Annotated in this window: 29 protein-coding genes and 1 tRNA gene; 9 read left to right on the top strand and 21 right to left on the bottom strand. The window is 58.9% G+C overall.

Translation table 11 applies throughout. The annotated features are described in order from the left end of the window. Positions 1-612: 612 nt before the first annotated feature. From C9411_RS25990 to C9411_RS10725, 4 genes are all read right to left on the bottom strand, one after another. Complete coding sequence (locus C9411_RS25990; protein ID WP_233221900.1) at positions 613-1,473, bottom strand: hypothetical protein; 861 nt, start codon at positions 1,471-1,473, stop codon at positions 613-615. A 36-nt stretch (positions 1,474-1,509) separates the two neighbouring features. After that, positions 1,510-1,992, bottom strand: coding sequence for a type VI secretion system tube protein Hcp (locus C9411_RS10735; protein ID WP_107227038.1), 483 nt, complete (start codon positions 1,990-1,992; stop codon positions 1,510-1,512). Positions 1,993-2,039: 47 nt separating this feature from the next. After that, positions 2,040-2,522, bottom strand: coding sequence for a type VI secretion system tube protein Hcp (locus C9411_RS10730; RefSeq protein WP_025304260.1), 483 nt, complete (start codon positions 2,520-2,522; stop codon positions 2,040-2,042). Between the two features lie 611 nt (positions 2,523-3,133). After that, positions 3,134-3,209 (bottom strand) — tRNA-Phe (locus C9411_RS10725). 704 nt (positions 3,210-3,913) lie between these two features. Between C9411_RS10725 and speF the strand changes: the two genes are divergently transcribed. Next, positions 3,914-6,079, top strand: a complete 2,166-nt coding sequence (gene speF, locus C9411_RS10720; protein WP_063988762.1) for an ornithine decarboxylase SpeF — start codon at positions 3,914-3,916, stop codon at positions 6,077-6,079. 50 nt (positions 6,080-6,129) lie between these two features. Here the strand turns inward: speF and mltC are convergent, their stop codons facing one another. The 3 genes from mltC to mutY all read right to left on the bottom strand — a co-directional run bounded on the left by mltC (position 6,130) and on the right by mutY (position 8,639). Continuing rightward, positions 6,130-7,206 carry a membrane-bound lytic murein transglycosylase MltC gene (gene mltC / locus C9411_RS10715; protein ID WP_063988701.1) on the bottom strand — a complete coding sequence of 359 codons (1,077 nt, stop codon included), beginning with the start codon at positions 7,204-7,206 and terminating at the stop codon, positions 6,130-6,132. A gap of 63 nt (positions 7,207-7,269) precedes the next feature. Continuing rightward, positions 7,270-7,542, bottom strand: coding sequence for an oxidative damage protection protein (locus tag C9411_RS10710; RefSeq protein ID WP_004937404.1), 273 nt, complete (start codon positions 7,540-7,542; stop codon positions 7,270-7,272). Continuing rightward, entirely contained in the window at positions 7,539-8,639 is a 1,101-nt protein-coding gene (mutY, locus tag C9411_RS10705) for an A/G-specific adenine glycosylase (protein ID WP_233221899.1), read from the bottom strand. The genes C9411_RS10710 and mutY overlap by 4 nt, the downstream gene beginning before the upstream one ends. Before the next feature lie 177 nt (positions 8,640-8,816). Between mutY and trmB the strand changes: the two genes are divergently transcribed. The 5 genes from trmB to C9411_RS10680 all read left to right on the top strand — a co-directional run bounded on the left by trmB (position 8,817) and on the right by C9411_RS10680 (position 12,169). Then, positions 8,817-9,536, top strand: coding sequence for a tRNA (guanosine(46)-N7)-methyltransferase TrmB (gene trmB / locus C9411_RS10700; RefSeq protein ID WP_063988703.1), 720 nt, complete (start codon positions 8,817-8,819; stop codon positions 9,534-9,536). Next, the gene (locus tag C9411_RS10695; protein WP_019456098.1) at positions 9,536-9,862 is read left to right on the top strand and encodes a YggL family protein; all 327 of its coding nucleotides are present in this window, start codon (positions 9,536-9,538) and stop codon (positions 9,860-9,862) included. The genes trmB and C9411_RS10695 overlap by 1 nt, the downstream gene beginning before the upstream one ends. A gap of 95 nt (positions 9,863-9,957) precedes the next feature. Beyond that, positions 9,958-10,881, top strand: a complete 924-nt coding sequence (glsB, locus tag C9411_RS10690; RefSeq protein ID WP_107227130.1) for a glutaminase B — start codon at positions 9,958-9,960, stop codon at positions 10,879-10,881. A 30-nt stretch (positions 10,882-10,911) separates the two neighbouring features. Next, a complete protein-coding gene (locus C9411_RS10685; protein WP_063988704.1) occupies positions 10,912-11,634 on the top strand; it encodes a DUF2884 domain-containing protein in 723 nt (240 codons plus the stop codon). Positions 11,635-11,734: 100 nt separating this feature from the next. After that, entirely contained in the window at positions 11,735-12,169 is a 435-nt protein-coding gene (locus C9411_RS10680) for a DUF29 domain-containing protein (protein WP_016930094.1), read from the top strand. A 37-nt stretch (positions 12,170-12,206) separates the two neighbouring features. On the opposite strand, the gene hemW is transcribed toward C9411_RS10680, so the two are convergent. Genes hemW through C9411_RS10650 form a run of 6 tightly spaced genes read right to left on the bottom strand, consistent with a single transcriptional unit; the run spans position 12,207 to position 16,374 of the window. Next, the gene (gene hemW / locus C9411_RS10675) at positions 12,207-13,349 is read right to left on the bottom strand and encodes a radical SAM family heme chaperone HemW (protein ID WP_060434548.1); all 1,143 of its coding nucleotides are present in this window, start codon (positions 13,347-13,349) and stop codon (positions 12,207-12,209) included. Further along, positions 13,342-13,935: an XTP/dITP diphosphatase gene (locus C9411_RS10670; RefSeq protein WP_063988705.1), complete on the bottom strand. Its 594-nt coding sequence runs from the start codon at positions 13,933-13,935 to the stop codon at positions 13,342-13,344. The genes hemW and C9411_RS10670 overlap by 8 nt, the downstream gene beginning before the upstream one ends. Positions 13,936-13,952: 17 nt before the next feature. Continuing rightward, positions 13,953-14,243 (bottom strand): DUF167 family protein YggU, encoded by a 291-nt coding sequence (gene yggU / locus C9411_RS10665; protein ID WP_004948014.1) that lies wholly within the window; start codon positions 14,241-14,243, stop codon positions 13,953-13,955. Next, positions 14,240-14,794, bottom strand: a complete 555-nt coding sequence (locus C9411_RS10660) for a YggT family protein (protein ID WP_063988706.1) — start codon at positions 14,792-14,794, stop codon at positions 14,240-14,242. Before C9411_RS10660 ends, yggU begins: the two co-directional genes overlap by 4 nt. 31 nt (positions 14,795-14,825) lie before the next feature. After that, a complete protein-coding gene (gene proC / locus C9411_RS10655; RefSeq protein WP_107227036.1) occupies positions 14,826-15,647 on the bottom strand; it encodes a pyrroline-5-carboxylate reductase in 822 nt (273 codons plus the stop codon). 19 nt (positions 15,648-15,666) lie between these two features. Then, the gene (locus C9411_RS10650) at positions 15,667-16,374 is read right to left on the bottom strand and encodes a YggS family pyridoxal phosphate-dependent enzyme (RefSeq protein ID WP_107227035.1); all 708 of its coding nucleotides are present in this window, start codon (positions 16,372-16,374) and stop codon (positions 15,667-15,669) included. 20 nt (positions 16,375-16,394) lie between these two features. Between C9411_RS10650 and C9411_RS10645 the strand changes: the two genes are divergently transcribed. Next, complete coding sequence (locus tag C9411_RS10645; protein ID WP_107227034.1) at positions 16,395-17,417, top strand: type IV pilus twitching motility protein PilT; 1,023 nt, start codon at positions 16,395-16,397, stop codon at positions 17,415-17,417. On the opposite strand, the gene ruvX is transcribed toward C9411_RS10645, so the two are convergent. The 6 genes from ruvX to C9411_RS10615 form a co-directional block, all read right to left on the bottom strand. Further along, entirely contained in the window at positions 17,414-17,836 is a 423-nt protein-coding gene (gene ruvX / locus C9411_RS10640) for a Holliday junction resolvase RuvX (RefSeq protein WP_063988710.1), read from the bottom strand. The two genes, C9411_RS10645 and ruvX, sit on opposite strands and share 4 nt — an antisense overlap. Next, a complete protein-coding gene (locus C9411_RS10635) occupies positions 17,836-18,399 on the bottom strand; it encodes a YqgE/AlgH family protein (protein ID WP_033635940.1) in 564 nt (187 codons plus the stop codon). Before C9411_RS10635 ends, ruvX begins: the two co-directional genes overlap by 1 nt. Positions 18,400-18,543: 144 nt before the next feature. Then, the gene (gshB, locus tag C9411_RS10630) at positions 18,544-19,494 is read right to left on the bottom strand and encodes a glutathione synthase (RefSeq protein WP_107227033.1); all 951 of its coding nucleotides are present in this window, start codon (positions 19,492-19,494) and stop codon (positions 18,544-18,546) included. A 10-nt stretch (positions 19,495-19,504) separates the two neighbouring features. Continuing rightward, complete coding sequence (rsmE, locus tag C9411_RS10625) at positions 19,505-20,236, bottom strand: 16S rRNA (uracil(1498)-N(3))-methyltransferase (RefSeq protein ID WP_049194742.1); 732 nt, start codon at positions 20,234-20,236, stop codon at positions 19,505-19,507. A gap of 69 nt (positions 20,237-20,305) precedes the next feature. Continuing rightward, positions 20,306-21,001, bottom strand: a complete 696-nt coding sequence (gene endA, locus C9411_RS10620; protein WP_107227032.1) for a deoxyribonuclease I — start codon at positions 20,999-21,001, stop codon at positions 20,306-20,308. Between the two features lie 101 nt (positions 21,002-21,102). Further along, positions 21,103-21,615: a SprT family zinc-dependent metalloprotease gene (locus tag C9411_RS10615; RefSeq protein WP_107227031.1), complete on the bottom strand. Its 513-nt coding sequence runs from the start codon at positions 21,613-21,615 to the stop codon at positions 21,103-21,105. Between the two features lie 372 nt (positions 21,616-21,987). Between C9411_RS10615 and fumA the strand changes: the two genes are divergently transcribed. Both fumA and C9411_RS10605 read left to right on the top strand, forming a co-directional pair. Next, positions 21,988-23,634 (top strand): class I fumarate hydratase FumA, encoded by a 1,647-nt coding sequence (gene fumA, locus C9411_RS10610; RefSeq protein ID WP_033635936.1) that lies wholly within the window; start codon positions 21,988-21,990, stop codon positions 23,632-23,634. A gap of 150 nt (positions 23,635-23,784) precedes the next feature. Beyond that, the gene (locus C9411_RS10605; RefSeq protein ID WP_063988713.1) at positions 23,785-24,651 is read left to right on the top strand and encodes a helix-turn-helix domain-containing protein; all 867 of its coding nucleotides are present in this window, start codon (positions 23,785-23,787) and stop codon (positions 24,649-24,651) included. Here the strand turns inward: C9411_RS10605 and C9411_RS10600 are convergent. Both C9411_RS10600 and C9411_RS10595 read right to left on the bottom strand, forming a co-directional pair. Further along, on the bottom strand, positions 24,575-25,627 hold the full coding sequence (locus C9411_RS10600; RefSeq protein WP_063988714.1) for an XdhC family protein: 1,053 nt from the start codon (positions 25,625-25,627) through the stop codon (positions 24,575-24,577). The genes C9411_RS10605 and C9411_RS10600 overlap by 77 nt on opposite strands. An 8-nt stretch (positions 25,628-25,635) precedes the next feature. Then, complete coding sequence (locus C9411_RS10595; protein ID WP_107227030.1) at positions 25,636-26,220, bottom strand: NTP transferase domain-containing protein; 585 nt, start codon at positions 26,218-26,220, stop codon at positions 25,636-25,638. Between the last annotated feature and the right edge of the window lie 169 nt (positions 26,221-26,389).

The following is a 26,389-nucleotide window of genomic DNA, read 5'->3' as shown; positions in this document are numbered from 1 at the left end:
GGAAGATGCCCACCGTGTGAGTTCTTATCTGCTTTTCTGGTGTATATGCCATTGCATTGCCAGGATCTGGTATTCGTCGCATAGAATAGCCCTAAAATAGGCTCTGGGAAGGTGAAATAACGTGATATTAGAAGCAGGGCGCTTTTTGCAAAGATGAAATCGGAAGTGAAATTATGAAATCTGCGCGTTATGAATTGTTTTTTATCATTTAATTCAATGTGTTATTTGTTGCGACGTATCACATTCGTTCACTAAGGTGCTCCGTACAGTTCTGTGCCTTTATCTCTTCTTATTGCCGCCCCGAACGGTAAGATTTTACCCCGAGTTACATCACCCTGTGGGCGCGGATGGTTCGCGTTAACTATCGGGTTTAGGGTTCGTTTAATTAATGCCGGACAAAAGCTGGCCGGAGAGGGCGCTTGCTCGAGCCGAGTGTGAAAACCTGGCCGCGGTGGCGAACGATTGAATCCGATCCGGCAATCTGGCTTGTCATCGTCATTGGCCATTCTTACCGACAATAAAAATCGCTTGGTCAGCCCGGGGTATTTTTGCACCTTGGGTAGAATGAACAACCGTTGCGCCACAAGCGTGAAGACCTGCCAGATTGATCAGTCACGGGAGCTTCAAATTGCTGAGGTAATCATACTGGGCTTGCGAAATGTCCAGTTCTCCATCGCTGAAAAAGACTTTTATAAACATATCGCCCTGGCCGACGATATCGACACGTTGGTAGGTTCCCGTTATAAAACGGCGCACGATGGCCTGAATGGCATCGGTATAGTTGGCAGGAACTGCATTGTTATCCGTGACTTTTTGTTCAAAAGTAATAGGGTGCTCTGCCTGAGGATCGGGGCTGTATTGTGCGCGTTTGGCTGCGCTTTCAAACTTGAAATCATTAAAGGCATTGTGGGTAGAGTTAAACATATCGGCAAGGTTTTTGATATGCGCCGCCATCTGATTCACGACCATGGTTTTATTGGTCACGAAGCGTTTACCTAAATAAGTGCCTGTCACTACAGCGAGCTGGGCGGCATTTCTGCCTAAAATGCTGCCAACGCCAGAACCTGCTCCCGTCCATAATCCCGCGATAAAAACCAGTCCGGCCCCGCCTACGGTGCTCGACGCGATATTCTCAAAATGCTGAACACGGGCTCCCATTTGCCATGAGGTTCCGGGAAAAGAGACATTAATTCGGTTATCCAGGTGATTAATTCTGCCGCCTGGTCGTTGTCCTGACTCAATATTATTGGCTGTCAACCGGCGGTTGTTTTCATCTTTGAGTTCACCCAGCGTAAACGCGATCTGGCCGGTCTCTGTTTTTGTCAATCGAAAGACTTCTTCTGGTGACAGAGACCTGACGAGGATCAGCGCCTCATTCAAAATCTCACGGGTCAAAAAGTTGGCTGACACCCGATTATTCGATTCGTGTTGCGATGTCAGAGCTAAAATTTCATGTGACTTAGGAAATGCCATAATGCCCCCGTCATTACGATATGCACCGTAATGTGATTAGCTTTCTTTATTTTGCTTAATGTCCCAGCCCATCTGCACCGAAGCCCCTTTACTGCCTTGCTTCGCTTGCTCCCAGTATTCCATCGACACTTTACCGGCCTGAAAAGAGTATTCAATGCCTAGCGTGGAACCGTGCTCGACACCGATGAAGTCGGTATGAGTCACCAATACATCTTCCAAGGTAATGCGGGTATACTCCACTTCCTGCCCACCGGCTTTGCAAAGAGACAACTGTACCTTGGCGAGATGTTTACCCGCCGAGCAGTATTTCAATAAGGCAGGTGTCGCTTTATCTATCAGAGCCTGTACGGTCAGATCGCGAAAGTTCACTTTACCTGCACCGCCGCCGCCGCCAACGGCCATATTGCCAGGCTGCCGCGCGCCCCAGTTAAAGGAGAAGACATCGATCCATTGCTTGTGATTCGCATTTTTCGATTCACCATTAATGCCTTCAACTTTTAAGAACATATCCATTGCCATGATTTTATCACCCGATCATTAACGTATTGTTAGGTGCCCGAATGCGCTCAGCTCTCTTTATTCTGCTTGATATCCCAACCAGATTTGCTTTCCGCGCCTTTAGTGCCGCTGCTGCCTTGTTCCCAGTAACTCATGGTGACTTTTGACGCCTGGAAGGCGTAATCAACCACGATCGCATCATTTTGACCTACACCATTAAAATCGGTTTGTGTCACCAGCACGTCTTCGAGAACGATTTTGGAATACTCCACCTGGTTGCCGCCCGCTTTGCATACGGAAAGCTCTATTTTCGCGACATGTTTTCCACTGGAACAATATTTGAGAATGGCGGGCGTAGATTTGTCGATAAGCGCTTGAATACGGAGGTCTTGATAATTCACTTTTCCGGAGCCGCCACCACCGCCGACAGCCATATTTCCTGGCTGTGAAGCGCCCCAGTTAAACGAAAGTACGTCGGTCCATCCTTTATGATTGCTGTCTTGGGACTCGCCTGTCATTCCTTCAACTTTCATATACATATCAATTGCCATTGTCGTCGGATCCTCCATTATTTCGCGTTGGCAGCGGAATAGGTTAAAAATGTCTTATCAATGGGTAAAATTCAGCATAGCCTTATATGAATGAATTAACAGCAATGTCGTTTTTATTCGGAATGTTCCTAATTTTTTCCTAATATGTTGTTATTTAACAAAGTGATATGGCTATTGATTCGTAGCTGTATCCCATCACCGCTCGACAATAAAAACACACAATAAACACGGAATGTGAGCGTGCTCGTTTGACGTCCGGATAGTCGGGAATTGGGGGGCTTTCGAGAGAGTCCAGCTGTAATGCGGAGTTGCACATCTATCGGATGATGCGGTGGCGCTTCAGCGCTGGCCCGTAGGGTGAGGTCTTCAGACCGAATAATCGAACGCAGTTCGATGGAGAGTCCTGTCCCTGAAAAGCAAAAACCCAGCCATAGGCTGGGTTCTCTAAATATGGTGCCCGGACTCGGACAACCGGCGCATGCGCCGGGTTGAACAGCGCTTTAGCGCTGGCCCGTAGGGTGAGGCCTCTGGCCGAATAATCGAACGCAGTTCGATGGAGAGTCCTGTCCCTGAAAAGCAAAAACCCAGCCATAGGCTGGGTTCTCTAAATATGGTGCCCGGACTCGGAATCGAACCAAGGACACGGGGATTTTCAATCCCCTGCTCTACCGACTGAGCTATCCGGGCAACGGGGCGCATTAAACCGTATTGGCCGGATGGCGTCAATCGCTTTCTGTCACAAAGCCGATCGGTTGCTCTATTTTCAGGCAGCGAACCTGGCGGAGTGGGGGATGGGAGGGTATCGTCACTCAATAAATATGCATATAAAACGTGTATTTATACCGGTATTTAGATGGGTTTTTATATATTTTTGTTTAAATAACAATGCATTGCTGCTCAGTTGATGCGCATTAAATCAAGGCGATTCTTGCTTGAACCCCGCAACGAATCATGCAATCATTGCGCAAATTTTAGCACTCTCCGTTCCCTGACGGTGTTCCCGCTTCTTATAAGCCAGAGGGTTATTGGCATGACTGGTTTTGTTGCTCAAGCGCTGCTGCGCACCAGACATCTTACGCCGCCACCGTTCCGCCGTTGTTTCCTTCGCACGTCATCCGCCCGAATACGCCTGCCGGCCATGCGGTAAAGCCGCCTGATGCTCGCTGTTAGGCATGCGTAAAGCCAGCGCTGCGGCCCTGATTTTACTGATGCCTGTCGGACGCTGCCAAGACCAGTTCCCCCGATAGCCGCCTGATGATCCCCGATCATGAGCCGGTCACGCACGCCGCTTATGCTGCCGTGCCGGGGTATCGCTTTACCGGGATAACCGCGTTATCTCATTACCGTGCCGGTGGCACACCCTCATCCTTCACCGTTTGAGAGTCAGCATGATGAAAGAATTGAAAATCGCGACCAGCGCCAGCCTGGTCGCCACCATTGAGACGCTGCGCCAGATCGTGCGCGTAGAGCAGACGGACTACACCGACGTGGCGGCGGCGGTGGTGTCGGTCGCCGACGTGAACGCCGGCATTCTGGCGCGCTTGCAGGCGACGGGGTTCGACATTCCGACCTTCGTGGCGGTGGAAGGGGACGAGCATCTCTCGCCGGACTATCTGCCGTTTGTCAGTGGGGTTTTCGCGCTGCTGGCCGGCGCCAGCAAGCCGTTCTACATGGCGCAGCTGGAGGCCGCCGCCGACGCCTACGAGCAGGCGCTGCTGCCGCCGTTCTTCAAAACGCTGAAGACCTACGTCGAGATGGAAAACTCGACCTTCGCCTGCCCAGGGCATCAGGGCGGCGAGTTCTTCCGCAAACACCCGGCCGGCCGGCAGTTCTTCGATTTCTACGGTGAAACCCTGTTCCGTTCCGATATGTGCAACGCCGATGTCAAGCTGGGCGATCTGCTGATCCACGAAGGCTCGGCCAAGGATGCGCAAAAGCACGCGGCGCGGGTGTTCAACGCCGATAAAACCTACTTCGTGCTCAACGGCACCTCGGCGGCCAATAAGGTGGTGACCAATGCGCTGCTGACCCGTGGCGATCTGGTGCTGTTCGATCGCAACAACCACAAATCCAACCACCACGGGGCGCTGATCCAGGCCGGCGCCACACCGGTCTACCTGGAAACCGCCCGCAACCCGTTCGGCTTTATCGGCGGCATCGATGCGCACTGCTTCGACGAACGTTACCTGCGTGAGCAGATCCGCGAAGTGGCGCCGGAGAAGGCCGCGGCGGCGCGGCCGTTCCGGCTGGCGATCATTCAGCTCGGCACCTACGACGGCACGATTTACAACGCTCGCCAGGTGATCGACACCATCGGCCATCTGTGTGACTACATCCTGTTCGACTCCGCCTGGGTGGGCTACGAAGGCTTTATTCCGATGCTGAAAGAGTGCTCGCCGCTGCTGCTGGAGCTGGACGAGCACGATCCAGGCATTTTCGTCACCCAGTCGGTGCATAAACAGCAGGCGGGGTTCTCGCAGACCTCGCAGATCCACAAGAAAGACGATCATATCAAAGGGCAAAAGCGCCACTGTAACCACAAGCACCTGAACAACGCGTTCATGCTGCATGCGTCGACCAGCCCGTTCTATCCGCTGTTCGCCGCGCTGGACGTCAACGCCAAGATGCACGCCGGCCCCGCCGGGCGCCGCATGTGGATGGACTGCGTCAAACTGGGCATCGAGACCCGCAAACAGCTGCTCACGCGCTGTTCGCAGCTGAAGCCGTTTATTCCGCTGCAGGTGGCGGGCAAAGACTGGCAGGATCACGATACTGACCTTATTGCCAACGACGCGCGCTTCTTCACCTTCGTGCCGGGGGAAACGTGGCACGGCTTCGAAGGCTATGCCCAGGATCAGTATTTGGTGGATCCGTGCAAGCTGTTGCTGACCACGCCGGGCATCGACGCCGCGACCGGCCAATACACCGAGTTTGGCGTGCCGGCCACCATTCTGGCCAACTTCCTGCGCGAGAACGGCATCGTGCCGGAGAAGTGCGATCTCAACTCGATCCTGTTCCTGCTGACCCCGGCAGAAAACCCGGCCAAGATGGAGCACCTGGTGGCGATGCTGGCGCAGTTCGAGCGCTATGTTGCAGAGGACGCGCCGCTGAGCGTGGTGCTGCCGACGGTGTACCGCAAGAACGAGCAACGCTACCGTGGTTACAGCATTCGCCGGCTGTGCCAGGAGATGCACGATCTATACGTCAGCTTCGACGTCAAACAGCTGCAAAAGGAGATGTTCCGCCAGGATCATTTTCCGCCGGTAGTGATGAACCCGCAGGACGCCAACGTGGAGTTTATCCGCGATAACGTCGAGCTGGTGCCGATCGGCCAGGCGGAAGGGCGCATCGCGGCGGAAGGGGCCTTGCCGTACCCGCCGGGCGTGCTGTGCGTGGTGCCGGGCGAAGTGTGGGGCGGCGCGGTGCAGCGCTATTTCCTGGCGCTGGAAGAGGGCATCAACCGCCTGCCGGGCTTCTCGCCGGAGCTGCAGGGGGTCTACATCGAGAAAAAAGATCACGGCTGGAAGCGCATCTTCGGCTATATGATCAAGCCATAGAAAAAGGGCCGGTTCGCACCGGCCCTTATCATTTATCCACGCGAAACGCGTTACTTTCTGCGGTAACTCTTCTGCGCGGTATTCACTTTCACCAGATAGCGGCGTGACTCGGCGGCCGGATGCTTGGTGGTCAGCGTTTGGTACACGTCGCCCGGCTGCATGCCGTTGATGATGCCCACCGCGCGCGTTCTGTCGCTGGAGAACACCCGCAGCACGCTGCCTGCACCGCCGTTGTAGGCGGTGATCACCGCATAGCGGCGCGAGGTCGGGTTCTGAATGCCGCCCAGGTAGTTGTTCTGCAGGATAGCCAGATAGGCGGTGCCGGTGTCGATGTTGTTTTCCGGATCGAACAGGTAGCTGCGGCTCGGGGTGCCCCATTTGCCGCGCATCTGAAACACATCCTTACCGGCGGTGTGCTGTACCACCTGCATCAGGCCCAGCGCGTCCGAACCGCTCACCGCATACGGGTTGAAGCTCGATTCGGTCTGCATGATAGCCAGGATCAGCGATTCGTCCACGCCGTATTTTTCCGATGCCTTGCGCACCATCGGCAGGTATTTGTGCGCACGTTTGTCCAGGTGGTTCGGCACCAGTTGGATGGTGACCGAGTAGATCACGTGCAGGCCGGAGGTGCGCTTTTGCAGCTTGGTCTGCAGCAGGTAATCGGCGAAGTGCGCCGCGCGCCATTCCCAGCGGATCGGCGCGCCCTTGTTATCCAGCACCTGGCCGTACAGGAACGGCTCTTTGCTGATCTGGATATCGTTGGCGTCGGAATAGAGGTCGATGGACCCCGGATCGTCACCCATCAGCAGCGTGCTGATGATCGCCTGGCGCAGGTGCGCGGCCGGGTCGGTGGTGGCGATGGTCTCGATGGTAATGGCGCCGGTGTCGAAGTTGATGTGGCTGCGGGTTTGGTATTGGTCGGTATATTTGACGTAGTCTTTCGGCCCGGCGATCAGAACTTCGTTCAGACCCCAGATGTTCTCGATATTGTGGGCGAATTGGCCCATCAGAATGTCGAAGCCGTTGGTATCTTTGATCCAGGCTTCGTTGATATCTTCACTTTTTTTGCCGGAACAGGAGATCAGCAAAGGCGCTATTACGAGCAAAGCTAAAATTTTCTTCATCTTAAAGCCGTTTGGAAGAAGTATAAGAGGATTGAAGCGGGCCAGCGCCTGGCCCCAACAGCGTTATTCGCTCGGCGGCGTATAGCCTTCGATGTGCACGTCGTGCCCTTCGAACAGGAACTTGATCATTTCCTCTTCCAGCAGTTTGCGGTCGTCCACGTTCATCATGTTCAGCTTCTTCTCGTTGATCAGCATGGTCTGCTTCTTCATCCACTCGCCCCAGGCTTCCTTGGAGATCTCGTTGTAGATGCGCTTGCCGACGTCGCCGGGATAAAGCTGGAAGTCCTGGCCTTCGGCGTCGCGCTGCAGGAAAGTACAAAAAATGGTGCGGCTCATGCTAATTCCTCATCGATGGCGCTATCGCCATATAAGTTTTGTTGGATCGGGGGCTGTTTCGCCAGCTGTTGCAACAGGCGATCTACCGGCGCTGCCAGCCCGACCGACGGCGGCTGCGCTAAGTTATACCAGAGACCTGCGCCCTCATCCATGCCGCTGCCCGCCGAGTCGAGCGACAGCCACATCGGCACGATATCGAGATGGAAATGGCTGAACGTGTGGCGAAACGCGGTCAGCTGTTCCAGGCGCTTGCCTTTCAGACCGCGCTGCTGCAGCCAGAGTTCCAAATCCACGCGCGCGCTGAACTGCGGGAAGCAGAACAGGCCGCCCCACAGCCCCACCGCCGGGCGCTGTTCCAGCCACACGCGGTCGCCGTGCTGCAGCAATAAGAAGTAGGCGGTTTTTTCCGGCAGGGTCTGCTTGGGTTTTTTGCCGGGGTAGTTGGCCCAGCTGTGGTTGGCGTAAGACAGGCAGCCGACGTTGAGCGGGCAGAGTTCACACTTGGGCTTGGAGCGGGTGCAGACCATGGCGCCCAGATCCATCATCGCCTGGTTGAACTGGCCGACGCCCTGCGCCGGGGTGACCTCTTCGCTGATTTTCCACAGCCGGTTTTCGACCTCTTTCTTGCCAGGCCAGCCTTCCACCGCGTAGCAGCGGGCCAGCACGCGCTTCACGTTGCCGTCGAGGATCGGATAGTGTTGGCCCAGCGCCAACGACAGCACCGCGCCGGCGGTGGAGCGGCCGACGCCCGGTAAATCGGCGATTTCTGCGAAGGTTGTCGGGAACTCGCCGCCGTGCTGTGCGACAATGGTCTGCGCCGCCTTGTGCAGGTTGCGGGCGCGGGCGTAATAGCCGAGCCCGGTCCACAGATGCAGCACTTCGTCGAGCGGGGCCTCCGCCAGCGCGCGCACGTTGGGAAAACGGGCCATAAAACGCTGAAAATAAGGAATGACGGTGGCAACCTGGGTCTGTTGCAACATCACCTCGGAGAGCCATACTTGATAGGCGGTTTTTTCCAGCTGCCACGGCAGGGTCTTGCGGCCGTAGCGCTGATACCAGTCAAGCACCACCTGTGCGAATTGTTGTGCTTGCATCATGAGCAGCGTCGTTATCCGGCAGAAAATGAAGCGAGATTGCAGCATAGAGTCATGGTGCTGTAAACCGGAACTTTCCGACGCCGCACGGCGGGTACAGAAGATGAACACTTGCTAAACCAATGTATCTTTGCATAATGCGCGTTTCCCTAATTGGCAGCCAAACAGACAGAAAGCACTATGATTAATGACGTCATCTCCCCGGAATTTGATGAGAACGGCCGCGCGATGCGCCGTATCCGCAGTTTTGTCCGCCGCCAGGGGCGGCTGACCAAAGGCCAGCAGCACGCGCTGGAGAACTATTGGCCGGTGATGGGCGTGGAGTATCAGGCTGACGCTGTCAATCTCGCCGCGCTGTTCGGCCGCGACGCGCCGACGGTGCTGGAGATCGGTTTTGGCATGGGCGCCTCGCTGGTGACCATGGCGGGCAACAACCCGCAGCAGAACTTTTTAGGGATCGAAGTGCACTCGCCGGGCGTGGGCGCCTGCCTGGCCGACGCCCACGAGGCGAAGCTGAGCAACCTGCGCGTGATGTGCCACGACGCGGTTGAGGTGCTGGAAAACATGATCCCGGACGGCTCGCTGGACATGGTGCAGCTGTTCTTCCCCGATCCGTGGCACAAGGCGCGTCACAACAAGCGCCGCATCGTGCAAACGCCGTTTGTCGAACTGGTGCTGCGCAAGCTGAAGACCGGCGGCGTCTTCCACATGGCCACCGATTGGCAACCTTATGCGGAACATATGTTAGAGGTTATGAACGGGGTCGCAGGCTACCGTAATCTTTCCAGCGATAATGATTACGTGCCGCGTCCGGATTCGCGCCCACTGACGAAATTTGAATTACGCGGCCAGCGCCTGGGACATGGCGTTTGGGACTTGATGTTTGAGAGGAAAGAATAATGGCTAAGAACCGCAGTCGTCGTTTACGTAAAAAGTTACACATTGAAGAATTTCAGGAGCTGGGTTTCTCCGTAGCCTGGCGCTTCGCCGAAGGCACGTCGGTGGAAGACATCGACAGCACGCTGGATACCTTCATCGATGAAGTGATCGAGCCGAACGGCCTGGCGTTTGACGGCAGCGGCTACCTGCAGTGGGAAGGTCTGATCTGCCTGCAGAAGATCGGCCACTGCACCGACGAACAGCGCGAGCTGGTGAAAAACTGGCTGGAAGCGCGCAAACTGACTGACGTTAAGGTCAGCGATCTGTTCGATATCTGGTGGGATTGATCGCGCTTGCCCGATGAGCGCGGCTTCGCGCCGCGCCGTTTTATTGATCTAAGGTGCCTTAACGGCGCCTTTGTTTTGCCCGGAGTGTGACCGAGGTGGTAACAACATTGGATAACGCGTTGCTGGAGGAGATCCTGCAACAGGTACGCCCGCTGATTGGCCAGGGGAAAGTGGCCGACTACATCCCGGCGTTGACGGAAGTGCCCGCCGATCGGCTGGCGATCGCCGTCTGCACGGTGGACGGCGAACTGTTCCAGGCCGGCGACGCCGCGGAGCGCTTCTCCATTCAGTCGATCTCCAAAGTGCTGAGCCTGACGCTGGCGTTGACGCGCTATCAGGAGCCTGAGATTTGGCGGCGCGTCGGCAAAGAGCCTTCCGGCCTGCCGTTCAACTCGCTGCTGCAGCTGGAGATGGAGCAGGGCAAACCGCGCAATCCGTTTATCAACCCCGGCGCGCTGGTGGTGTGCGACATGCTGCAAACCCGGCTCAGCGCCCCCAAACAGCGCATGCTCGAGGTGGTGCGCCAGCTAGCCGGCGAAGACGACCTGGCCTATGATCTGCGGGTGGCGCGCTCCGAGTTTGAACACTCCGATCGCAATGCGGCCATCGCCTATCTGATGAAGTCGTTCGGCAACTTCGAGAACGACGTGATCACCGTGCTGCAAACCTATTTCCACTACTGCGCGCTGCGCATGAGCTGTGTGGAGCTGGCGCGCAGCTTCGTCTATCTGGCCAATCACGGCCGCGATCTCAACGGCGAGGCGGTGATCAGCCCGCTGCAGGCCCGGCAGATCAATGCTCTGATGATGACCAGCGGGATGTACGACGGCGCCGGCGAATTCGCCTATCGGGTGGGAATGCCGGGCAAGTCCGGCGTGGGCGGCGGCATCGTGGCCATCGTGCCGGGCGAGTTGTCGATCGTCGTCTGGTCGCCGGAGCTGGATGCTTCCGGCAACTCGCTGGCGGGAACTGCGGCGCTGGAACTGTTGTCTCAACGTATCGGTCGTTCGATTTTTTAATCCCAATCTGGATGGGAGTCAGGAGAAGCTATGTTGAAGAAAACCGGATTAGCCTTACTGCTGCTGGCGGCGACTGCCGTGCAGGCCCACGCCGAGTACCAATGCAGCGTTAAACCCCAGGATGATGTGATCATCAGCCCGCAGAGCGTGCAGGTGAAAGGCGCCAGCGGCGACCTGCAAATTTCGCCGGATGGCGACGTGATCCGCAATGGCCAGGCGCTGAGCCTGAACGACAGCCAGCGGCAGAAAGCCTTCAGCTACCAGAGCGCGCTGCGCAAACAACTGCCGTGGATCGACGACGGCGCGCAGCAGCACCTGGAGAAAGCCCGTTCGTCGCTGGATAAAGTGATCGTCAAAGAGCTGGGCAGCAACAGCAACGTGCGCAACCGGCTGACCACTCTGAACGGCCAGTTGAAACAGCAGATGAACCGCATCATCGAACACCGCAGCGACGGCCTGACCTTCCACCACAAGGCGATCGACCAGGTGGAACAGGACGGCCGCAACATCGTGCAGCAGAGCATGGGCGGGGTGCTGCAGGACAGCCTGAACGAGATGGGCGTCAAACAGGCCGCCAACAGCGGCGGCAACCCGCTGCAGGCGATCATGGGCAATCTGGGCGGCTTGCAGAAGGCGATCCAGAACGAATGGAACAACCAGGAGCAGGACTTCCAGAACTTCGGCCGCGACGTTTGCAACCGCGTCACCGCACTGGAAACCCAGCGCAAGGATCTGCTGAAGGCGTTGAAGTGATTTAAGAACCTTCTCGGTAGTATGTTTTTTGACCTTCTGAAGCTTGTCTGACAGACTGGTCAAACTACGTACAGATTTATGGATGTTTACGGAGGACGCTATGAGCCATACACGTTACGAAACCGATGTTGTTGCCTGGGCAAATGAACAGGCCGCTCTTTTGCGCTCCGGAAAATTGTCTGAGATCGATATTGAAAAGATCGCCGAGGAGATTGAGGACGTGGGGAAGAGCGAGCAAAGGGAACTTGCTAGCCGGATGACGGTGCTGATTGCACATTTGCTTAAATGGAAATATCAGCCGGCCAGGCGTGGAACCAGCTGGGAGAGAACGATTAAAGCGCAGCGTAAAGAGGTGCTTTACAGCTTGAAAGAATCGCCCAGCCTAAAAGGTAAACTGAGCGATGCTGATTGGCTGGATGTCGTCTGGTCGAAGGCCGTTGCGCTCGCTACGGCCGAAACTGGGCTGGATGTATATCCGGAAAACGGCATCTGGGAAACTCAGCAGATTCTGTCTCAGACGTTTTACCCGGATTAACACCAATAAAAAAGCGCTGATTATTCAGCGCTTTTTTTTACTCGTCGTCCGCCAGGAACAGTTCCAGCAGCGAGTTGAGGAACAGTTTGCCCTTCTCGGTGATCTGCCAGTGCTCCGCGGTTTCTTCCAGATAGCCTTTGGCCAGCGCTTCGTCCAGCTGCGGGCGAATGACGCTTTCCGCCAGCCCGGTATAGTTGACGAAGTCGGCGCGCGGCGCGGCTTCCAACAGGCGGAAGCGGTTCATGAAGAATTCGAACGGCCGATCCGCCGCCGCCACCTCATGCTGCTTGTCCATGTAGTCGCCGCGCATAAAGCCGCGCGGGTGCTTGGTCTTGGCGGTGCGCAGGATGCGCCCGTCGCTGAAGGTCACCTTGCCGTGCGCGCCGCAGCCGATCCCCAGGTAGTCGCCGAAGCGCCAGTAGTTGAGGTTGTGCTGGCATTGGAAGCCCGGCTTGGCGTAGGCCGAGGTTTCATACTGTTGATAGCCGGCGGCGCTCAGCAGCTGGTGGCCGCGTTCGAAGATATCCCACAGCGCGTCGTCGTCCGGCAGAACCGGCGGGCGCGAGCTGAACAGGGTGTTCGGCTCGATGGTCAGCTGATACCACGACAGGTGCGGCGGATTGAGGGCGATAGCCTGGCGCAGATCGTCCAGCGCCTCTTCCAGCGACTGATCCGGCAGGCCGTGCATCAGATCGAGGTTGAAGCTGCGTAGGCCAAGGCCGGTCGCCAGCGTCGCCGCGCGCTTGGCCTCTTCCGGGCCGTGGATGCGTCCTAAGCGGGTCAGTTTCTCGGCGCTGAAGCTTTGCACTCCGATGGAGATGCGGTTGACGCCGGCGCGCTGGTAGCCGCTGAAGCGATCGGCCTCCACGGTGCCGGGGTTGGCCTCCATGGTGATTTCGGCGTCGTCGGCGACGCGAATGCGCGCCCGCACGCCGTCCAGCAAGGCTTGCATCGCCTCGGCGCTCAGCAGGCTGGGGGTGCCGCCGCCGATGAAGATGGTGCTTATCTCCCGGCCGCCGGCCAGCGGCAGATCGGCATCCAGATCCGCCAACAGATGATCGACATACTCCTGATGCGGCACGTCACCCTTCAGCGCATGGGAGTTGAAGTCGCAGTACGGGCATTTCTGCACGCACCACGGGATGTGGATGTAGAGACTCAGCGGGGGCAGCTTAAGCATTGCGCATGGCTTCCAACATCAGCGTCAGCGCCTTGCCGCGGTGCGACATCGCCCGCTTCTCGTCGCGGCTCAGCTCGGCGGCGGTGCGGCCCAGCTCCGGCACGTAGAAGACAGGATCGTAACCGAAGCCGCCTTCACCGGCGGCCTGCTCGGTGATTTCGCCGGCCCAGCAGCCGTGGAACACCAGCGGCGTCGGATCTTCTGCATGGCGCAGATAGACCAGCACGCAGTGGAATTGCGCGCCGCGCCGGCCCGGTGCCACGTCTTTCAGCGCCGCCAGCAGCTTATCGAGGTTCTGCCGATCGTCGGCGTCTTTACCGGCATAGCGTGCGGAGTAGATGCCCGGCGCGCCGCCCAGCGCGTCGACCGCCAGGCCGGAGTCGTCGGCGATCGCCGGCAGGCCGGTGACCTGTGCCGCATGGCGCGCTTTCAGAATGGCGTTTTCGATAAACGTCAGCCCGGTTTCTTCGGCGGATTCCACGCCCAGATCGGTTTGCGCGACCACGTCCAGGCCGAAATCGGCCAACAGGTCGGCGAGTTCGCGCACTTTGCCCGGGTTACCGGTGGCAAGAACGACTTTTTGCATAATGACTACCTTGAAAATTATTCGATGAGCGCCGCGACCACGGCGGGGATCTGTTGCGGATTCACGATGCGTAACTGTTTATGCCGCCCCAGTTCGCCTTTCTCGATGGTGACGTTGCTTTTCGCCACTTTGAACTGCTTGGCGATAAACTTGATCAAATGGGCGTTGGCTTGGCCGTCGACCGGCGGGGCGGTGATGGCGACTTTCAGTTCGTCGCCATGCAAGCCGATAATTTGGTCGCGGCTGGCTTTCGGCTGAATATATAGCCTGATCGCCAGCCCGTCCAGCACCGGAGTGACTGCACTCACAGCAGGAACCAGATCTCGCCGAACAGATCCATGCCCAGGTAGTTGATCAGATAGAGGATCAGGATCACCACCATGGCGGAAAAGTCGATGCCGCCCATCGCCGGGATGATGCGACGGATCGGCGCCATCAAGGGTTCGGTCAGCTGGTACATCACGTAGTCGATCGGGCTGCGGCCCTGACTGATCCAGCTCATCAGCGCACGAATGATCATCACCCAGAAGATCAGGTAGCCGGCAGACTTCACCAGCGAGATCAGGCCGAACAGCAGGTTATAGGGGCTGAGCGATATCGCGCCGCCCTGGATCAACAGCAGCAGCGGGTACTTGATGGTCATCAGCAGGAACGCCAGCAACAGCGAAGCGCTGTCGATAGGCCCCAGCGACGGGATGATGCGGCGCAGCGGGCCGACGACCGGCTGAGTGATCTTCACCACAAACTGCGAGAACGGGTTGTAAAAATCGGTGCGCGTCCATTGCATCCAAATGCGCAGCAACAGCACCATCACGTACAGATCAATAACGGTCTTGACCAGGAAAGTCAGCGTTAGCATGAAGTGGTCCTTCTCCTTAACTCATGGTTATTTAAAATAATTTTTCCATCTCTTGGGCGCGGGCAACGGCGGCCTGCATCGCTTGTGCCACGGTTTCCGGCAACTGGCGTTCGTTGAACACCCGCAGCGCTTCGGCGGTGGTGCCGCCTTTGGAGGTGACCTGCTCGCGCAGCGTGCCCAGCGGCGTATCCGGGTTGGCTTCTACCAAGGCGGCGGCGCCGGAAGCAGCCTGCTGCACCAGATCGCGCGCGGTCTGGCTGTCGAAGCCCATGCGTTCGGCCTCTTTTTGCATCGCTTCCATAAACAGGAAGAAATAGGCCGGGGCGCTGCCCGCGGCGGCGATCACGCCGTTGATGCCATTTTCGTCATCGACCCAGCAAACTTTACCGACCGATGCCATTAAATCGCCGGTGTAATCGCGATCCTGCCGGCTGACCTGCGACGGTGCGTACAATCCGCTCATGCCCTTGCCGACCAGCGACGGGGTGTTGGGCATGATACGCACGATGTTCAGCTTGTCGCCGAGCAGCTGATAGAAACGGCTGACCTGAATGCCGGCGGCGATCGACAGCACCAGTTTGCCGCCGAAATCGACCTGCTCGCGCAGCGGTTGGCAAACGTCGGCCATCAGCTGCGGTTTGACCGCCAGCACCACTACGTCGGCCTCGCGCGCGCAGGCGACGTTATCGCCGCTGCTGACGATGCCGTAGTCCGCCGCCAGCGCGTCACGGTTTTTCGGTGAAGGGGCGCAGACGCTGATGGATTTGGCCGGATAGCCGCCCGCCACCAGGCCGGCGATGATTGCACGCGCCATGTTGCCGGCGCCGATAAAGGTAATCTTGCGATGTTGCATCAAATCCCTCGTCTGTTTGTCAGGCCTGCGAGTAGTCGCGGGCGCCAAAAATTGCGGTGCCGATGCGCACCAGTGTGCTGCCTGCGGCGATCGCCGCCGCCATATCGTCCGTCATGCCCATCGATAGCGTATCGGCCTGCGGATAACGCTGACGCAGGGCGAGAAAGGCGTCGTGCATCCGGCTGAATACCGCCAGCTGCCGCTGGTAATCCGCTTCCGGCGCCGGAATGGCCATCAGGCCGCGCAGCGTCAGGTTCGGTAGTGCGGCAATCGCTTCCGCCAGCGCCGGCAGCTCGGCCAGCGCGATGCCGGATTTGCTTTGCTCGTCGCTGATGTTGATTTGAATCAGCACGTTGAGCGGCGGCATGTCGACCGGGCGCTGATCGCTCAGGCGCTGGGCGATGCGCAGCCGATCTACGGTATGGCACCAGGCGAAGTGTTCCGCCACCAGCCGACTCTTATTGGATTGCAGCGGGCCGATAAAGTGCCACACCAACTCGCCGCCCTGCGAAGACTCGGCGAAATGCCGGATCTTGTCTACCCCTTCCTGCACGTAGTTCTCGCCGAAGGCGCGTTGGCCGGCGGCGATGGCTTCTTCGATCGCCGCCACAGGTTTGGTTTTGCTGACTGCAAGCAGGGCAACTTCTTCTGGCGCCCGCGCGCAGTTTTGCGCGGCGGCCGCGATGCGGTTTCTGACATCCTGCAGGTTCTGTTGGATAGTGCTCATTATTGACCCAGGAGAGTGATATGGATATCGATGAATTCGTGGCCCTTAGTGTAAAGCATAACGCTTCCGATCTGCACCTTTGTGCCGGCCATCCGCCGATGTTGCGCATCGACGGCGAACTGCACCCGCTGGCAGCGGTGCCAATGCTGACGGCGCAAGGCGTGCAGGCCCTCTGCGACGGATTGCTGAATGCGCAGCAGCGCGAGAGCCTGCTGCGGCTGGGGCAGGTCGATCTGGCACTGCACAGGCCGGGTGGGGAGCGACTGCGGGCCAACGTTTTTCAGCAAAACGTGGGGATGTCTCTCGCATTGCGGCGTGTCGCCGGGCAGGCGCCTTCGCTTGCCGAGCTGGCGGCGCCGGCCATCGTATCGGCGCTGCTGCGGCGCGACGATGGGCTTCTCCTGGTCACTGGTGCCACCGGCAGCGGCAAGTCCACCACGCTGGCGGCGATGATCGACGAGATCAACCGGCACCAGCCGCGGCACATTTTGACGCTGGAGGATCCGATCGAATTCCTGCACCGCAGCCGACGTTCGCTGATCCAGCAGCGGGAGATCGGCCGCGACACTCACAGCTTCGATGCGGCGTTGCGCGCCGCGCTGCGTGAAGATCCGGATGTGATCCTGCTGGGTGAGCTGCGCGATATCGCCACCATCCGGCTGGCGCTCACCGCGGCGGAGACCGGGCATCTGGTGCTGGCGACGCTGCACACCCGCAGCGCGCCGCAGGCGGTGGAACGGCTGGTGGACGTGTTTCCGGCGGAAGAGAAACCCTATGTGCGCGCCCAACTGGCCGGCAGCCTGCAGGCGGTGATCGCGCAAAAGCTGATGAGGCGGCCCGGCGGCGGGCGAGTGGCAATCTTTGAGGTGCTGACGGCGACGGCGGCGGTCAGCAACCTGATCCGCGAAGGAAAAACCCATCAGTTGGCGAGCGTGTTGCAAACCGGCGCGCAGTCCGGCATGCAAACCTTTGAGCAAGGTTTGCAGCAGCGGATCGACGCCGGCGTGTTGGGGGAGTGTGCGGGGGAGGGAACGGAGGGTTAACTCAACTGCCGTTCGAACCAGCTTTCGAGGATCACCACCGCAGAGGCGGAGTCCACGCTGCCTTTGTCGAGCGCGCGGAAGCCGCCGCGATCGAACAGGTTGGCGCGCGCTTCCACGGTGCTCAGGCGCTCGTCATGCAGATCGATCTGGATGCCGAAGCGGCCGTGCAGGCGGTTGGCGAACTTGCGCGCCTGGGCGGTCACCGGTTGTTCGGTGCCGTCCATGTTCAGCGGCAAGCCGACCACCACCAGATCCGGCTGCCACTCCTTCAGCAGCTTTTCGATTTTCAGCCAGTCCGGCGAGCCGTCCTGCGCTTTGAAAGCCGGCAGGGCGCGGGCGCTGCCGGTCAACTCCTGGCCGACGGCCGCGCCGATGCTTTTGGTGCCGAAGTCGAAGGCGATAATGGTGCGGTTGCTCATCAGGCGTGTCCTGCGTGGTTGGCGATGCTGCGAATGTCGATACCCAGGAGGTTCCCCGCCTCGCGCCAACGGCTGGCGATCGGCGTGCGGAACAGAATGTCGGTGTTGGCTTCGATGGTCAGCCAGGCGTTCTCCAACACCTCCTGCTCCAGCTGGCCCTTTTCCCAACCCGCATAACCCAGCGCCACCAGCACGTCGTCCGGTTGTTCCGGGGTGCCGAGCGTTTCCAGCACGTCTTTCGAGGTGGTGATCATGGTGTTGGGGGAGATTTGAATGCTGGCGCCGAAGCCGTGGCGCGGCGTATGCAGGATAAACCCGCGATCGTCCGCCAGCGGGCCGCCGGCGAACACCGGCTTGTCCAGGCTGATGGCCGGATCGCGCGCAGGTGGCATGATCTTCAGCTTGCTCAGTACCGTGGCTACCGTGAACTGCTCCACCGGTTTATTGATCACCAAACCCATGGCGCCTTCTTCGTTATGCTCGCAGACGTAAATCACCGAGCGCTTGAAGCGAGGATCCTGCAGGGTGGGCATGGCGATCAGAAAATGGTGCTGTAAATTCATGGCGTTAGTATAAGGTAATCAATGGGTGAGAAAATAAACAGCCGACAGTATGCGGCTATACCCGCTGCCTTTCAAGCCGCGTGCAAAGGCGCGCTTTGGCGGGCGCGATGCTGGATAGCGGGCGGCTTGCCGCCCGCATGCGCATTACTTCGCCGCCAGGCGCTTTTCAATCGCGTCCATCAGCATGCCGGTAATCGAGATGGGGAATGCCGCCTCAATTTCGCGCGCGCAGGTTGGGCTGGTCACGTTGATCTCGGTCAGGCGATCGCCGATCACGTCCAGGCCGACGAAGATCAGCCCTTTCTCTTTCAGCGTCGGCGCGACGGCGCGGGCGATTTTCCAGTCGCTCTCGCTCAGCGGACGCGCTTCGCCGCGGCCGCCGGCCGCCAGGTTGCCACGGGTCTCGCCCTGCGCCGGAATGCGCGCCAGGCAGTAAGGCACCGGCTCGCCGTCCACCACCAGGATGCGTTTGTCGCCGTCCTTGATCGCCGGCAGGAAGTTCTGCGCCATGCAGAAACGGCCGCCGTGTTCGGTCAGGGTTTCGATGATCACCGACAGGTTAGGATCGTCCTGCTTCACACGGAAGATAGACGCGCCGCCCATGCCGTCCAGCGGCTTCAGGATGACGTCGCCGTGCTGCTGGTGGAATTTGCGGATGTGCGCGGCGCTGCGGCTGACCAGCGTGTCCGGCGTCAGTTCCGGGAACCAGGCGGTGAACAGCTTCTCGTTGCAGTCGCGCAGGCTTTGCGGCTTGTTGACCACCAGCGTGCCTTTGACCTCGGCGCGCTCCAGAATGTAGGTCGCGTAAATGTATTCGGTATCGAACGGCGGATCCTTGCGCATCAGGATCACGTCCAGATCGTGCAGCGCCAGATCCTGCTCGGCGCCGAAGTTGAACCAGTTCTCCTTGTCTTCCTTCACGCTCAGCAGGCGGGTGCGGGCGCGCCCGTCACCGGCGTGCAGATAGAGATCGTTCATCTCCATGTAGTGCAATTCGTAACCGCGGCGCTGCGCTTCGAGCAGCATGGCGAAGCTGGTGTCTTTCTTGATGTTGATGGAATCGATAGGGTCCATCACGATGCCGAGCTTAATCATCTTTTCTCCTTTAACCCAGGTCGCCGAAACGGACCTGCAGAGCGGTAATGGCGGTGAGCGCTGTGGTTTCGGTACGCAGAACGCGTGGTCCCAACAGAATATCAGTAAATCCGTGGTCGGTGGTCATGGCGATTTCGTCGGCGGACAAACCGCCTTCCGGGCCGATCAGCAGGCGGACGCGGTCTACCGGCTGCGGCAGGGTGTTGATGCTGTGACTGGCGCGCGGATGCAGGTTGAGCTTCAGGCTGCCGTCCTGCTCGGCGCACCAGGCTTCCAGCGACATTGCCTCGCGGATTTCGGGAATGCGGTTGCGGCCGCACTGTTCGCAGGCGGCGATGGCGATCTTTTGCCATTGCTGGATTTTCTTCGCCAGACGCTCGCCGTCCAGTTTGACGCCGCAGCGCTCGGAAAACAGCGGGGTAATGACGTTGACGCCCAGCTCGATGGACTTCTGAATGGTGAACTCCATCTTCTCGCCGCGCGAGATGACCTGGCCCAGATGCAGGTTGAGCGGCGATTCGATGTCATCCACGCGGCCGTCGCCGAGGCGCACCAGCACGCTCTTTTTGTCCACCCGGACTATCTCGGCGTCGAACACCTGGTTGCTGCCGTCGAACAGCTGCAGCGCCTGGCCGGCGCTCATGCGCAGCACGCGCCCGACGTGGTTGGCGGCGTCTTCGCTCAGGGCGATCTCCGCCCGATCGGTCAACGGCTGCGGATGGTAAATGCGGGGTATGCGCATGGGTAGTCTGATCCTGACGAAACGGCGCCGCGGGTTGGCGGCGCCATGAAAGATAAAGGCTATAGTAGGTTAGCTTTTCTGCTGCTGACAAGCCTGTTGAATATAGGGGTTGTGGTTGCCCTGCACCTTGGCGATACGTGCTTCACGCTGACATTCCCATTGGCTCACCGGATATTGCCGGTTCCACACCTCGAACAGCTGGGTTTGCTGGCGTGACAGCCGCAGTTGGTAGCGATCGCGCATGTAGAAGTAGGTGCGGGCAATAGCGCCGCGTGCGCGGGCGGGCGGCTCCGCCTGTTTATGCTTGAAGTCCACCTTCATCGGGCATTGCCCGTATTGGCCTGCGCCGCCGTTCCATTGGCTGTACATGAAGTTATTGCGGTCGCCGTTCACTTCGCCAATCGCCGGCTGCAGGTTGTGCAGATCGGTTTCTATCTGGCGATAGGTGGCGTCTTTGTTACAGTTCTTGCGCCCGCCGTCCTGCCAGCACTGCAGCTGGTGGCCGAACTGCCAGGCCGGCACCACGTGTTCCCACTCGATGCGCTGCGCGCGCTGGGCATTTTTTCGCACCTGATAGCCGCAGCCGGCGAGATCCGGGATGCCTTTCTTGCCTTGCCAGTCGATGCGGCAGCCGCAGTAAAAACTGCCCGGCGCATCCTGGTTAATCTTGGCCGCTGCCGCCTTGGCCTGAGAAAAGTTATTGATGCCGTGCGCCTGAACGGCGCCTGCGGCGAAAACCGCCATAAACAAAATTCTGCGAAGCATATTCCAAAACAGCTCAAAATTGGAAAAGCAGGCAGGGTAACGGAACTTGCCGGCAGTGGCAAATGGCGATATTTGCTTGTTTTAACGTATAAATCGTTTAACTAAAGGTTCTCGATAGCGAGAAATTTCAGTTTTTCGCCGCACCGGCGGCAGCGGTACTCGCTTTCGCCGCGCAGCACGCGGTTATGGCGGCGAATGGTGAGCTGGTGCTGCCCGCAGCCGCAGCGGTAGGGGAAGGTTTTGCTTTGCACCGAGGCGGTTTCGAAGCGGTGAGTGCGGCTGGCGGGGGTCAGTAGTACGCTTTCCATCATCCAGCGCCATTCGCGGCCGTGCGGCGCCACCCGGCCGAATTGGCGAAATACCAGCAGGTGCGCCAACTCGTGCGGCACCACTTCATCGATAAACGGCTGTTGGTTTTCCAGCAGCAGTACCGGATTCAGGCGGATTTCCCAGCTTTGCAGCCAGGCGGTGCCAGCGCTGGTGCCGCGTTGCTGATAGACGATGCTGGGTTCGGGGAACTCGACGGCAAAATGCCGGCGTGCCAACTGCAGCTTTTCTCGCAGGCAGCGCATCACCGCTTGTTGCAGCGCGATGGGGATTCTTGGTTTGTTCATTGCGGCCTAGCTTAAGCAATGGCGCGGCGGCTGACAATATGCCCCGGCCTAAATCCGCATCCGACGCTTTCTTGGCGCCGCGCGCCGGTTTTTCGCCACATTGATAAGGCGATCGCCGCCGATGGATTGTAATCAATGTGTTAACTGCGGGATAATAAAGCGTGCATGATGAGCCTGTACCCGCAGTTCTCACCGAGCAAGGTTGAAACGCCGCCTGTGGTAACCCCTTACGCAAAGAGCGGTTATTTTGCGATTTGGCGCAATAACTGACTGATTAAAAATACGTAAGGTGGAGGCAGTTTTTTGACAAGGCGCCGAGCCGTGCGCCGCAAGTGTGAATTTAACGCAGCTGATGTTGCAAGTGAGAGATCAATGTCGAATAAACCGTTCCACTATCAAGATCCGTTCCCGCTGAAGAAAGACGATACCGAATACTACCTGCTGAGCCGCGACCACGTTTCCGTGAGCGAATTTGAAGGCCAGGAAATTCTGAAAGTTGCCCCTGAAGCGTTAACCCTGCTTGCCCAGCATGCGTTCCACGACGCCTCGTTCATGCTGCGCCCGGCGCACCAGCAGCAGGTGGCCGATATCCTCGACGATCCGGATGCCAGCGAAAACGACAAGTACGTTGCGCTGCAATTTTTGCGTAACTCAGAAATCGCCGCCAAGGGTATTTTACCGACCTGCCAGGACACCGGCACGGCGATCATCGTCGGCAAAAAGGGCCAGCGCGTCTGGACCGGCGGCGGCGATGAAGCGGCGTTGTCGCGCGGGGTGTACAACACCTACATCGAAGAGAACCTGCGCTATTCGCAGAACGCCGCGCTGGATATGTATAAAGAGGTCAATACCGGCAGCAACCTGCCGGCGCAGATCGATCTCTACAGCGTGGACGGCGAAGAGTACAAGTTCCTGTGCATCGCCAAGGGCGGCGGTTCCGCCAACAAAACCTATCTGTATCAGGAAACCAAGGCGCTGCTGTCGCCGGGCAAACTGAAAAACTACCTGGTCGACAAGATGCGCACGTTAGGCACCGCGGCTTGCCCGCCGTACCACGTGGCGTTCGTCATCGGCGGCACCTCGGCGGAAGCGACGCTGAAAACCGTCAAGCTGGCCTCGACCAAGTATTACGATGGCCTGCCAACCGAGGGCAACGAGCATGGCCAGGCGTTCCGCGATCTGGAACTCGAAGCGGAACTGCTGCAAGAAGCGCAGAATCTGGGTCTGGGCGCGCAGTTCGGCGGCAAATACTTCGCGCACGATATCCGCGTGGTGCGTCTGCCGCGCCACGGCGCGTCCTGCCCGGTCGGCATGGGTGTTTCCTGCTCGGCGGACCGCAACATCAAAGGCAAGATCAACCGCGATGGCATCTGGCTGGAAAAACTGGAGCACAATCCGGGTAAATTCATTCCTCAGGAGCTGCGTCAGGCCGGGGAAGGTGAAGCGATCAAAGTCGATCTCAACCGCCCGATGGCCGAGATCCTCAAACAGCTGTCGCAGTACCCGGTTTCCACCCGTCTGTCGCTGAGCGGCACCATCATCGTCGGCCGCGATATCGCGCACGCCAAGCTGAAAGAGCGTCTGGATCGTGGTGAAGGGCTGCCGCAGTACGTCAAGGATCACCCGATCTACTACGCCGGCCCGGCCAAAACGCCGGAGGGCTACGCGTCCGGTTCGCTGGGGCCAACCACCGCCGGGCGTATGGACTCTTACGTCGATCTGCTGCAGTCCCACGGCGGCAGCATGATCATGCTGGCGAAAGGCAACCGCAGCCAGCAGGTGACGGATGCCTGTCACAAACACGGCGGTTTCTATCTCGGCAGCATCGGCGGCCCGGCGGCAGTGCTGGCGCAGCAGAGCATCAAGAGCCTGGAGTGCGTGGAGTATCCTGAGCTGGGCATGGAAGCGATCTGGAAAATCGAAGTGGAGGATTTCCCGGCGTTTATCCTGGTGGATGACAAAGGCAATGACTTCTTCCAGAAGATCCAGGCCGGCCAGTGCTCCAGCTGCCTGAAATAAGCGCTGCCCCCTTCGCCGCCTGCGGGCGGTGAAGGGGAGTATGTAAAGTCCTGTAGCTTGCTGGACGTCGAGTTTTAACCTGTATACCCTACGCGGATAGCACTAAAATTCGACTAATGGAATATCGGCAACAGAAGGTTCGGCAAGCACATGGGTACGCAGGAAAGTCATATCAAGGAATTGCTGGTCTGGATTGAAGATAACCTGACCAATCCGCTGTCGTTGGATATCGTTTCCGCCAAGTCAGGCTATACGAAATGGTACCTGCAGCGCATGTTCAAGAAGCAGACCGGATTATCGTTAGCCTCGTACATCCGCGCTCGCCGTCTCTACCTGGCCGCCTTCGCCTTGCGTTTCACGCAGAAGAGCATCCTCGATATCTCGGTCGAATACCAATTCGATAACCAGCAGACGTTTTCGCGCTGTTTCAAAAAACACTTCGCCGAATCGCCCAGCGTCTATCGCCATGCCCGCAAGCAGGACTTCAGCAATCTGGTGCGTTCGCTGGCGGCCAGCCAGCCCGGCGATATTCAGGTTGAACGCGTCAGCATCGCCCGCGGGCAATACGCCTTTCACGGCAAACAGTACGCTTATCACCTGGATATCGAGAAGCTGGACAAGTCGCACCTGCCGCAGCGCAGCGCGCTGCGGGGGCAGTTCTACACCTTGTTGGGCGAGCGCCCGACGCAAACCTATTCGTTTACCCAGCTGGTGCCGGACGGCGAGCGGGTCAGGGTCGATTATACCCTGGGCGTGACGACGGAATACCCGCTGCGCGAAGGCGTGGTGCTGGAGGCGCTGCCGGAGATCCACGGCGAGTTTTGCCTTTTTCGCTATTCCGGCAAGCCGGTGGCGCTCAACGACCACATCATTCAAATCTACACGCAGGTGTTGCCCGAAATGGGGCTGGCCCGCGGTGACGGGCCGGACATGACGGTGTTCAGCTATTCGCTGAGCGGGAAAGAGGAGCTGTATTTGGAGCTTCAACATCTGGTGCCGGTGGTGCCGCTGCATTGATCCCGTCGGCGGCCGGCAGCCGGTTTTTTTGCTGCACGATCGCCGCCATCACCGCCAGGGCGATCTCCGCCGGGGTTTTGCTGCCCAGCGGCAGGCCGATCGGCGCATGGATGCGTTCCAGCTCCTGCGGCGTGAATTCGGCAATCTGCTGCAAACGCTGGCGCCGCCGCGCGCTGTTTCTGAGCGATCCCATGGCGCCGATGTAAAACGCCGGGGTGTGGATCGCTTCCATCAGCGTCAGGTCGTCCATGCGCGGATCGTGGGTCAGCGCCACGACGGCGGTATTGGCGTGGCATCCCCCTTCCTCAATAAATTTGGCCGGAAACTGACGCAGCAGCGTCACGCCCGGTTTCAGCTCGGCGGCAAAGTTATCCAGTACTTCCGGACGGCTCTCGCACACCAGCACCTCAAACCCCAGCGCCACGGCGAAATCGGCGCAGTACAGCGCCACGCTGGACAGCCCGGCGATCAGCAGGCGCGGCGCGGCCGCGATGTGCAGGGTGATCTGCTCGAGCCGGCGTTCGACCTGCGTAGCACTGGTGAAGTGGCTCTGCTCGAGGCAGTGGCAGGCGTTGGGCAGCGTCAGGCGTTTGATCAACGCGTGATGCCCTTCCAGCGCGCCGGCGATGCGTTGCAGGTAAGCGATGCTGTCTTCACCCGCCGGCAGGTATTCGATCAGCACGTCCAGCACGCCGCCGCAGGGCAGCGCCACGTTGGGCGTCATGCCGCCTTCGCCGTAACGGATCACCTGGCTGGCCGCCTGATACTCCCCGGCGGCCACGCGGCGCAAAAAATCCTCCTCCACGCAGCCGCCCGACAGCGAACCACTGTAGCGGCCGTCGCGAGTCGCCGCCATCAGCGCGCCCGGCGACCGCGGCGAAGAGCCATAGGTACTGAGCACGGTGCATAACCAGACCGGCTGTTGCTGCAGCCAGCTTATCGCCTGGCTGACCACGGTGACATCAAGATGTTGCATAGGTGAATTTACTCGCTGGCCGGGAGTTGCGATGGAAGATCAATATCCTGCACGACGCCGGGGTGCTCAAGCGGCAGCAGGTGCACTGCCGCGCCTTGCAGCAGTTCACGCGCGCCATTATCGCCGCGCAGTTGGCAAAGGGGTTTGCGCAATAGGGCGGAAAAGCCGACCGGGTGGCCGGGCTGTTGCGCATAGCAGGGGCGCACGATCGCGTGCTGCCGTAAGGCATCCGCCACCTGCCGGAAAACCTCGGCGCCGACGAACGGCATATCGGCCAGGTGGATCAGCCAGCCCTGCCAGTGCGGCGTGGCGGCAACGCCCGCGGCGATCGAGTCGCCGAGGCCCGAACTGGCGAGCAGGGTGACCGGCACCTGATTGGCGGCGCAGGCTGCCAGCACCGGCAGATTATCCGGCCGGGTCACCACCTGTACCGGCAGGCCGGAAGCCAATGCCTGGCGCAGGGTGTGTTCGAACAGCGATCGCCGCTCGCCCGCCGCGTCGGTAAATCCGGCGTTCAATTTGTTGCCCTGGCCGCCGGCCTGAATAAAGCGCTCCCCGCGTCCGGCGGCGGTAATGACAATGCCCGTGGTCATGGTTGAAGTCCGCGTTTGCGCAAATTATTTATTAGCCTACAAACTACCTGTGTTTTGCAAATGTTTTTTTGTTGAAAACAGCCTGTTAATCATCACATAATTTTAGTTATAAGCATATGCTTATGACGTCTACGGCAAGGTCGTCAGCGTTTGCGCAACAACACCGCGA

This window comes from Serratia sp. Nf2, from assembly GCF_003028435.1.
In the GTDB taxonomy this organism is placed as follows: domain Bacteria; phylum Pseudomonadota; class Gammaproteobacteria; order Enterobacterales; family Enterobacteriaceae; genus Serratia; species Serratia marcescens_L.
Note: the sequence above shows the minus strand (reverse complement) of the source record. Positions and strands in the feature narration are given on the sequence as shown.

What these genes read in the sequence shown, in the direction of transcription:
- C9411_RS10695 (WP_019456098.1), top strand. Translation starts at nt 9,536, where the DNA reads ATGGCTAAGAACCGCAGTCGTCGTTTACGTAAAAAGTTACACATTGAA.
- C9411_RS25990 (WP_233221900.1), bottom strand. Translation starts at nt 1,473, where the DNA reads ATGGCATTTCCTAAGTCACATGAAATTTTAGCTCTGACATCGCAACAC.
- proC (WP_107227036.1), bottom strand. Translation starts at nt 15,647, where the DNA reads ATGCAACATCGCAAGATTACCTTTATCGGCGCCGGCAACATGGCGCGT.
- C9411_RS10710 (WP_004937404.1), bottom strand. Translation starts at nt 7,542, where the DNA reads ATGAGCCGCACCATTTTTTGTACTTTCCTGCAGCGCGACGCCGAAGGC.
- C9411_RS10685 (WP_063988704.1), top strand. Translation starts at nt 10,912, where the DNA reads ATGTTGAAGAAAACCGGATTAGCCTTACTGCTGCTGGCGGCGACTGCC.
- ruvX (WP_063988710.1), bottom strand. Translation starts at nt 17,836, where the DNA reads ATGAGCAACCGCACCATTATCGCCTTCGACTTCGGCACCAAAAGCATC.
- mutY (WP_233221899.1), bottom strand. Translation starts at nt 8,639, where the DNA reads ATGATGCAAGCACAACAATTCGCACAGGTGGTGCTTGACTGGTATCAG.
- endA (WP_107227032.1), bottom strand. Translation starts at nt 21,001, where the DNA reads ATGCTTCGCAGAATTTTGTTTATGGCGGTTTTCGCCGCAGGCGCCGTT.
- C9411_RS10645 (WP_107227034.1), top strand. Translation starts at nt 16,395, where the DNA reads ATGGATATCGATGAATTCGTGGCCCTTAGTGTAAAGCATAACGCTTCC.
- C9411_RS10730 (WP_025304260.1), bottom strand. Translation starts at nt 2,522, where the DNA reads ATGGCAATTGATATGTATATGAAAGTTGAAGGAATGACAGGCGAGTCC.
- trmB (WP_063988703.1), top strand. Translation starts at nt 8,817, where the DNA reads ATGATTAATGACGTCATCTCCCCGGAATTTGATGAGAACGGCCGCGCG.
- speF (WP_063988762.1), top strand. Translation starts at nt 3,914, where the DNA reads ATGAAAGAATTGAAAATCGCGACCAGCGCCAGCCTGGTCGCCACCATT.
- fumA (WP_033635936.1), top strand. Translation starts at nt 21,988, where the DNA reads ATGTCGAATAAACCGTTCCACTATCAAGATCCGTTCCCGCTGAAGAAA.
- C9411_RS10635 (WP_033635940.1), bottom strand. Translation starts at nt 18,399, where the DNA reads ATGAATTTACAGCACCATTTTCTGATCGCCATGCCCACCCTGCAGGAT.
- C9411_RS10600 (WP_063988714.1), bottom strand. Translation starts at nt 25,627, where the DNA reads ATGCAACATCTTGATGTCACCGTGGTCAGCCAGGCGATAAGCTGGCTG.
- mltC (WP_063988701.1), bottom strand. Translation starts at nt 7,206, where the DNA reads ATGAAGAAAATTTTAGCTTTGCTCGTAATAGCGCCTTTGCTGATCTCC.
- C9411_RS10660 (WP_063988706.1), bottom strand. Translation starts at nt 14,794, where the DNA reads ATGCTAACGCTGACTTTCCTGGTCAAGACCGTTATTGATCTGTACGTG.
- C9411_RS10670 (WP_063988705.1), bottom strand. Translation starts at nt 13,935, where the DNA reads ATGCAAAAAGTCGTTCTTGCCACCGGTAACCCGGGCAAAGTGCGCGAA.
- C9411_RS10680 (WP_016930094.1), top strand. Translation starts at nt 11,735, where the DNA reads ATGAGCCATACACGTTACGAAACCGATGTTGTTGCCTGGGCAAATGAA.
- C9411_RS10605 (WP_063988713.1), top strand. Translation starts at nt 23,785, where the DNA reads ATGGGTACGCAGGAAAGTCATATCAAGGAATTGCTGGTCTGGATTGAA.
- C9411_RS10615 (WP_107227031.1), bottom strand. Translation starts at nt 21,615, where the DNA reads ATGAACAAACCAAGAATCCCCATCGCGCTGCAACAAGCGGTGATGCGC.
- gshB (WP_107227033.1), bottom strand. Translation starts at nt 19,494, where the DNA reads ATGATTAAGCTCGGCATCGTGATGGACCCTATCGATTCCATCAACATC.
- rsmE (WP_049194742.1), bottom strand. Translation starts at nt 20,236, where the DNA reads ATGCGCATACCCCGCATTTACCATCCGCAGCCGTTGACCGATCGGGCG.
- C9411_RS10735 (WP_107227038.1), bottom strand. Translation starts at nt 1,992, where the DNA reads ATGGCAATGGATATGTTCTTAAAAGTTGAAGGCATTAATGGTGAATCG.
- hemW (WP_060434548.1), bottom strand. Translation starts at nt 13,349, where the DNA reads ATGCTTAAGCTGCCCCCGCTGAGTCTCTACATCCACATCCCGTGGTGC.
- C9411_RS10595 (WP_107227030.1), bottom strand. Translation starts at nt 26,220, where the DNA reads ATGACCACGGGCATTGTCATTACCGCCGCCGGACGCGGGGAGCGCTTT.
- C9411_RS10650 (WP_107227035.1), bottom strand. Translation starts at nt 16,374, where the DNA reads ATGAGCACTATCCAACAGAACCTGCAGGATGTCAGAAACCGCATCGCG.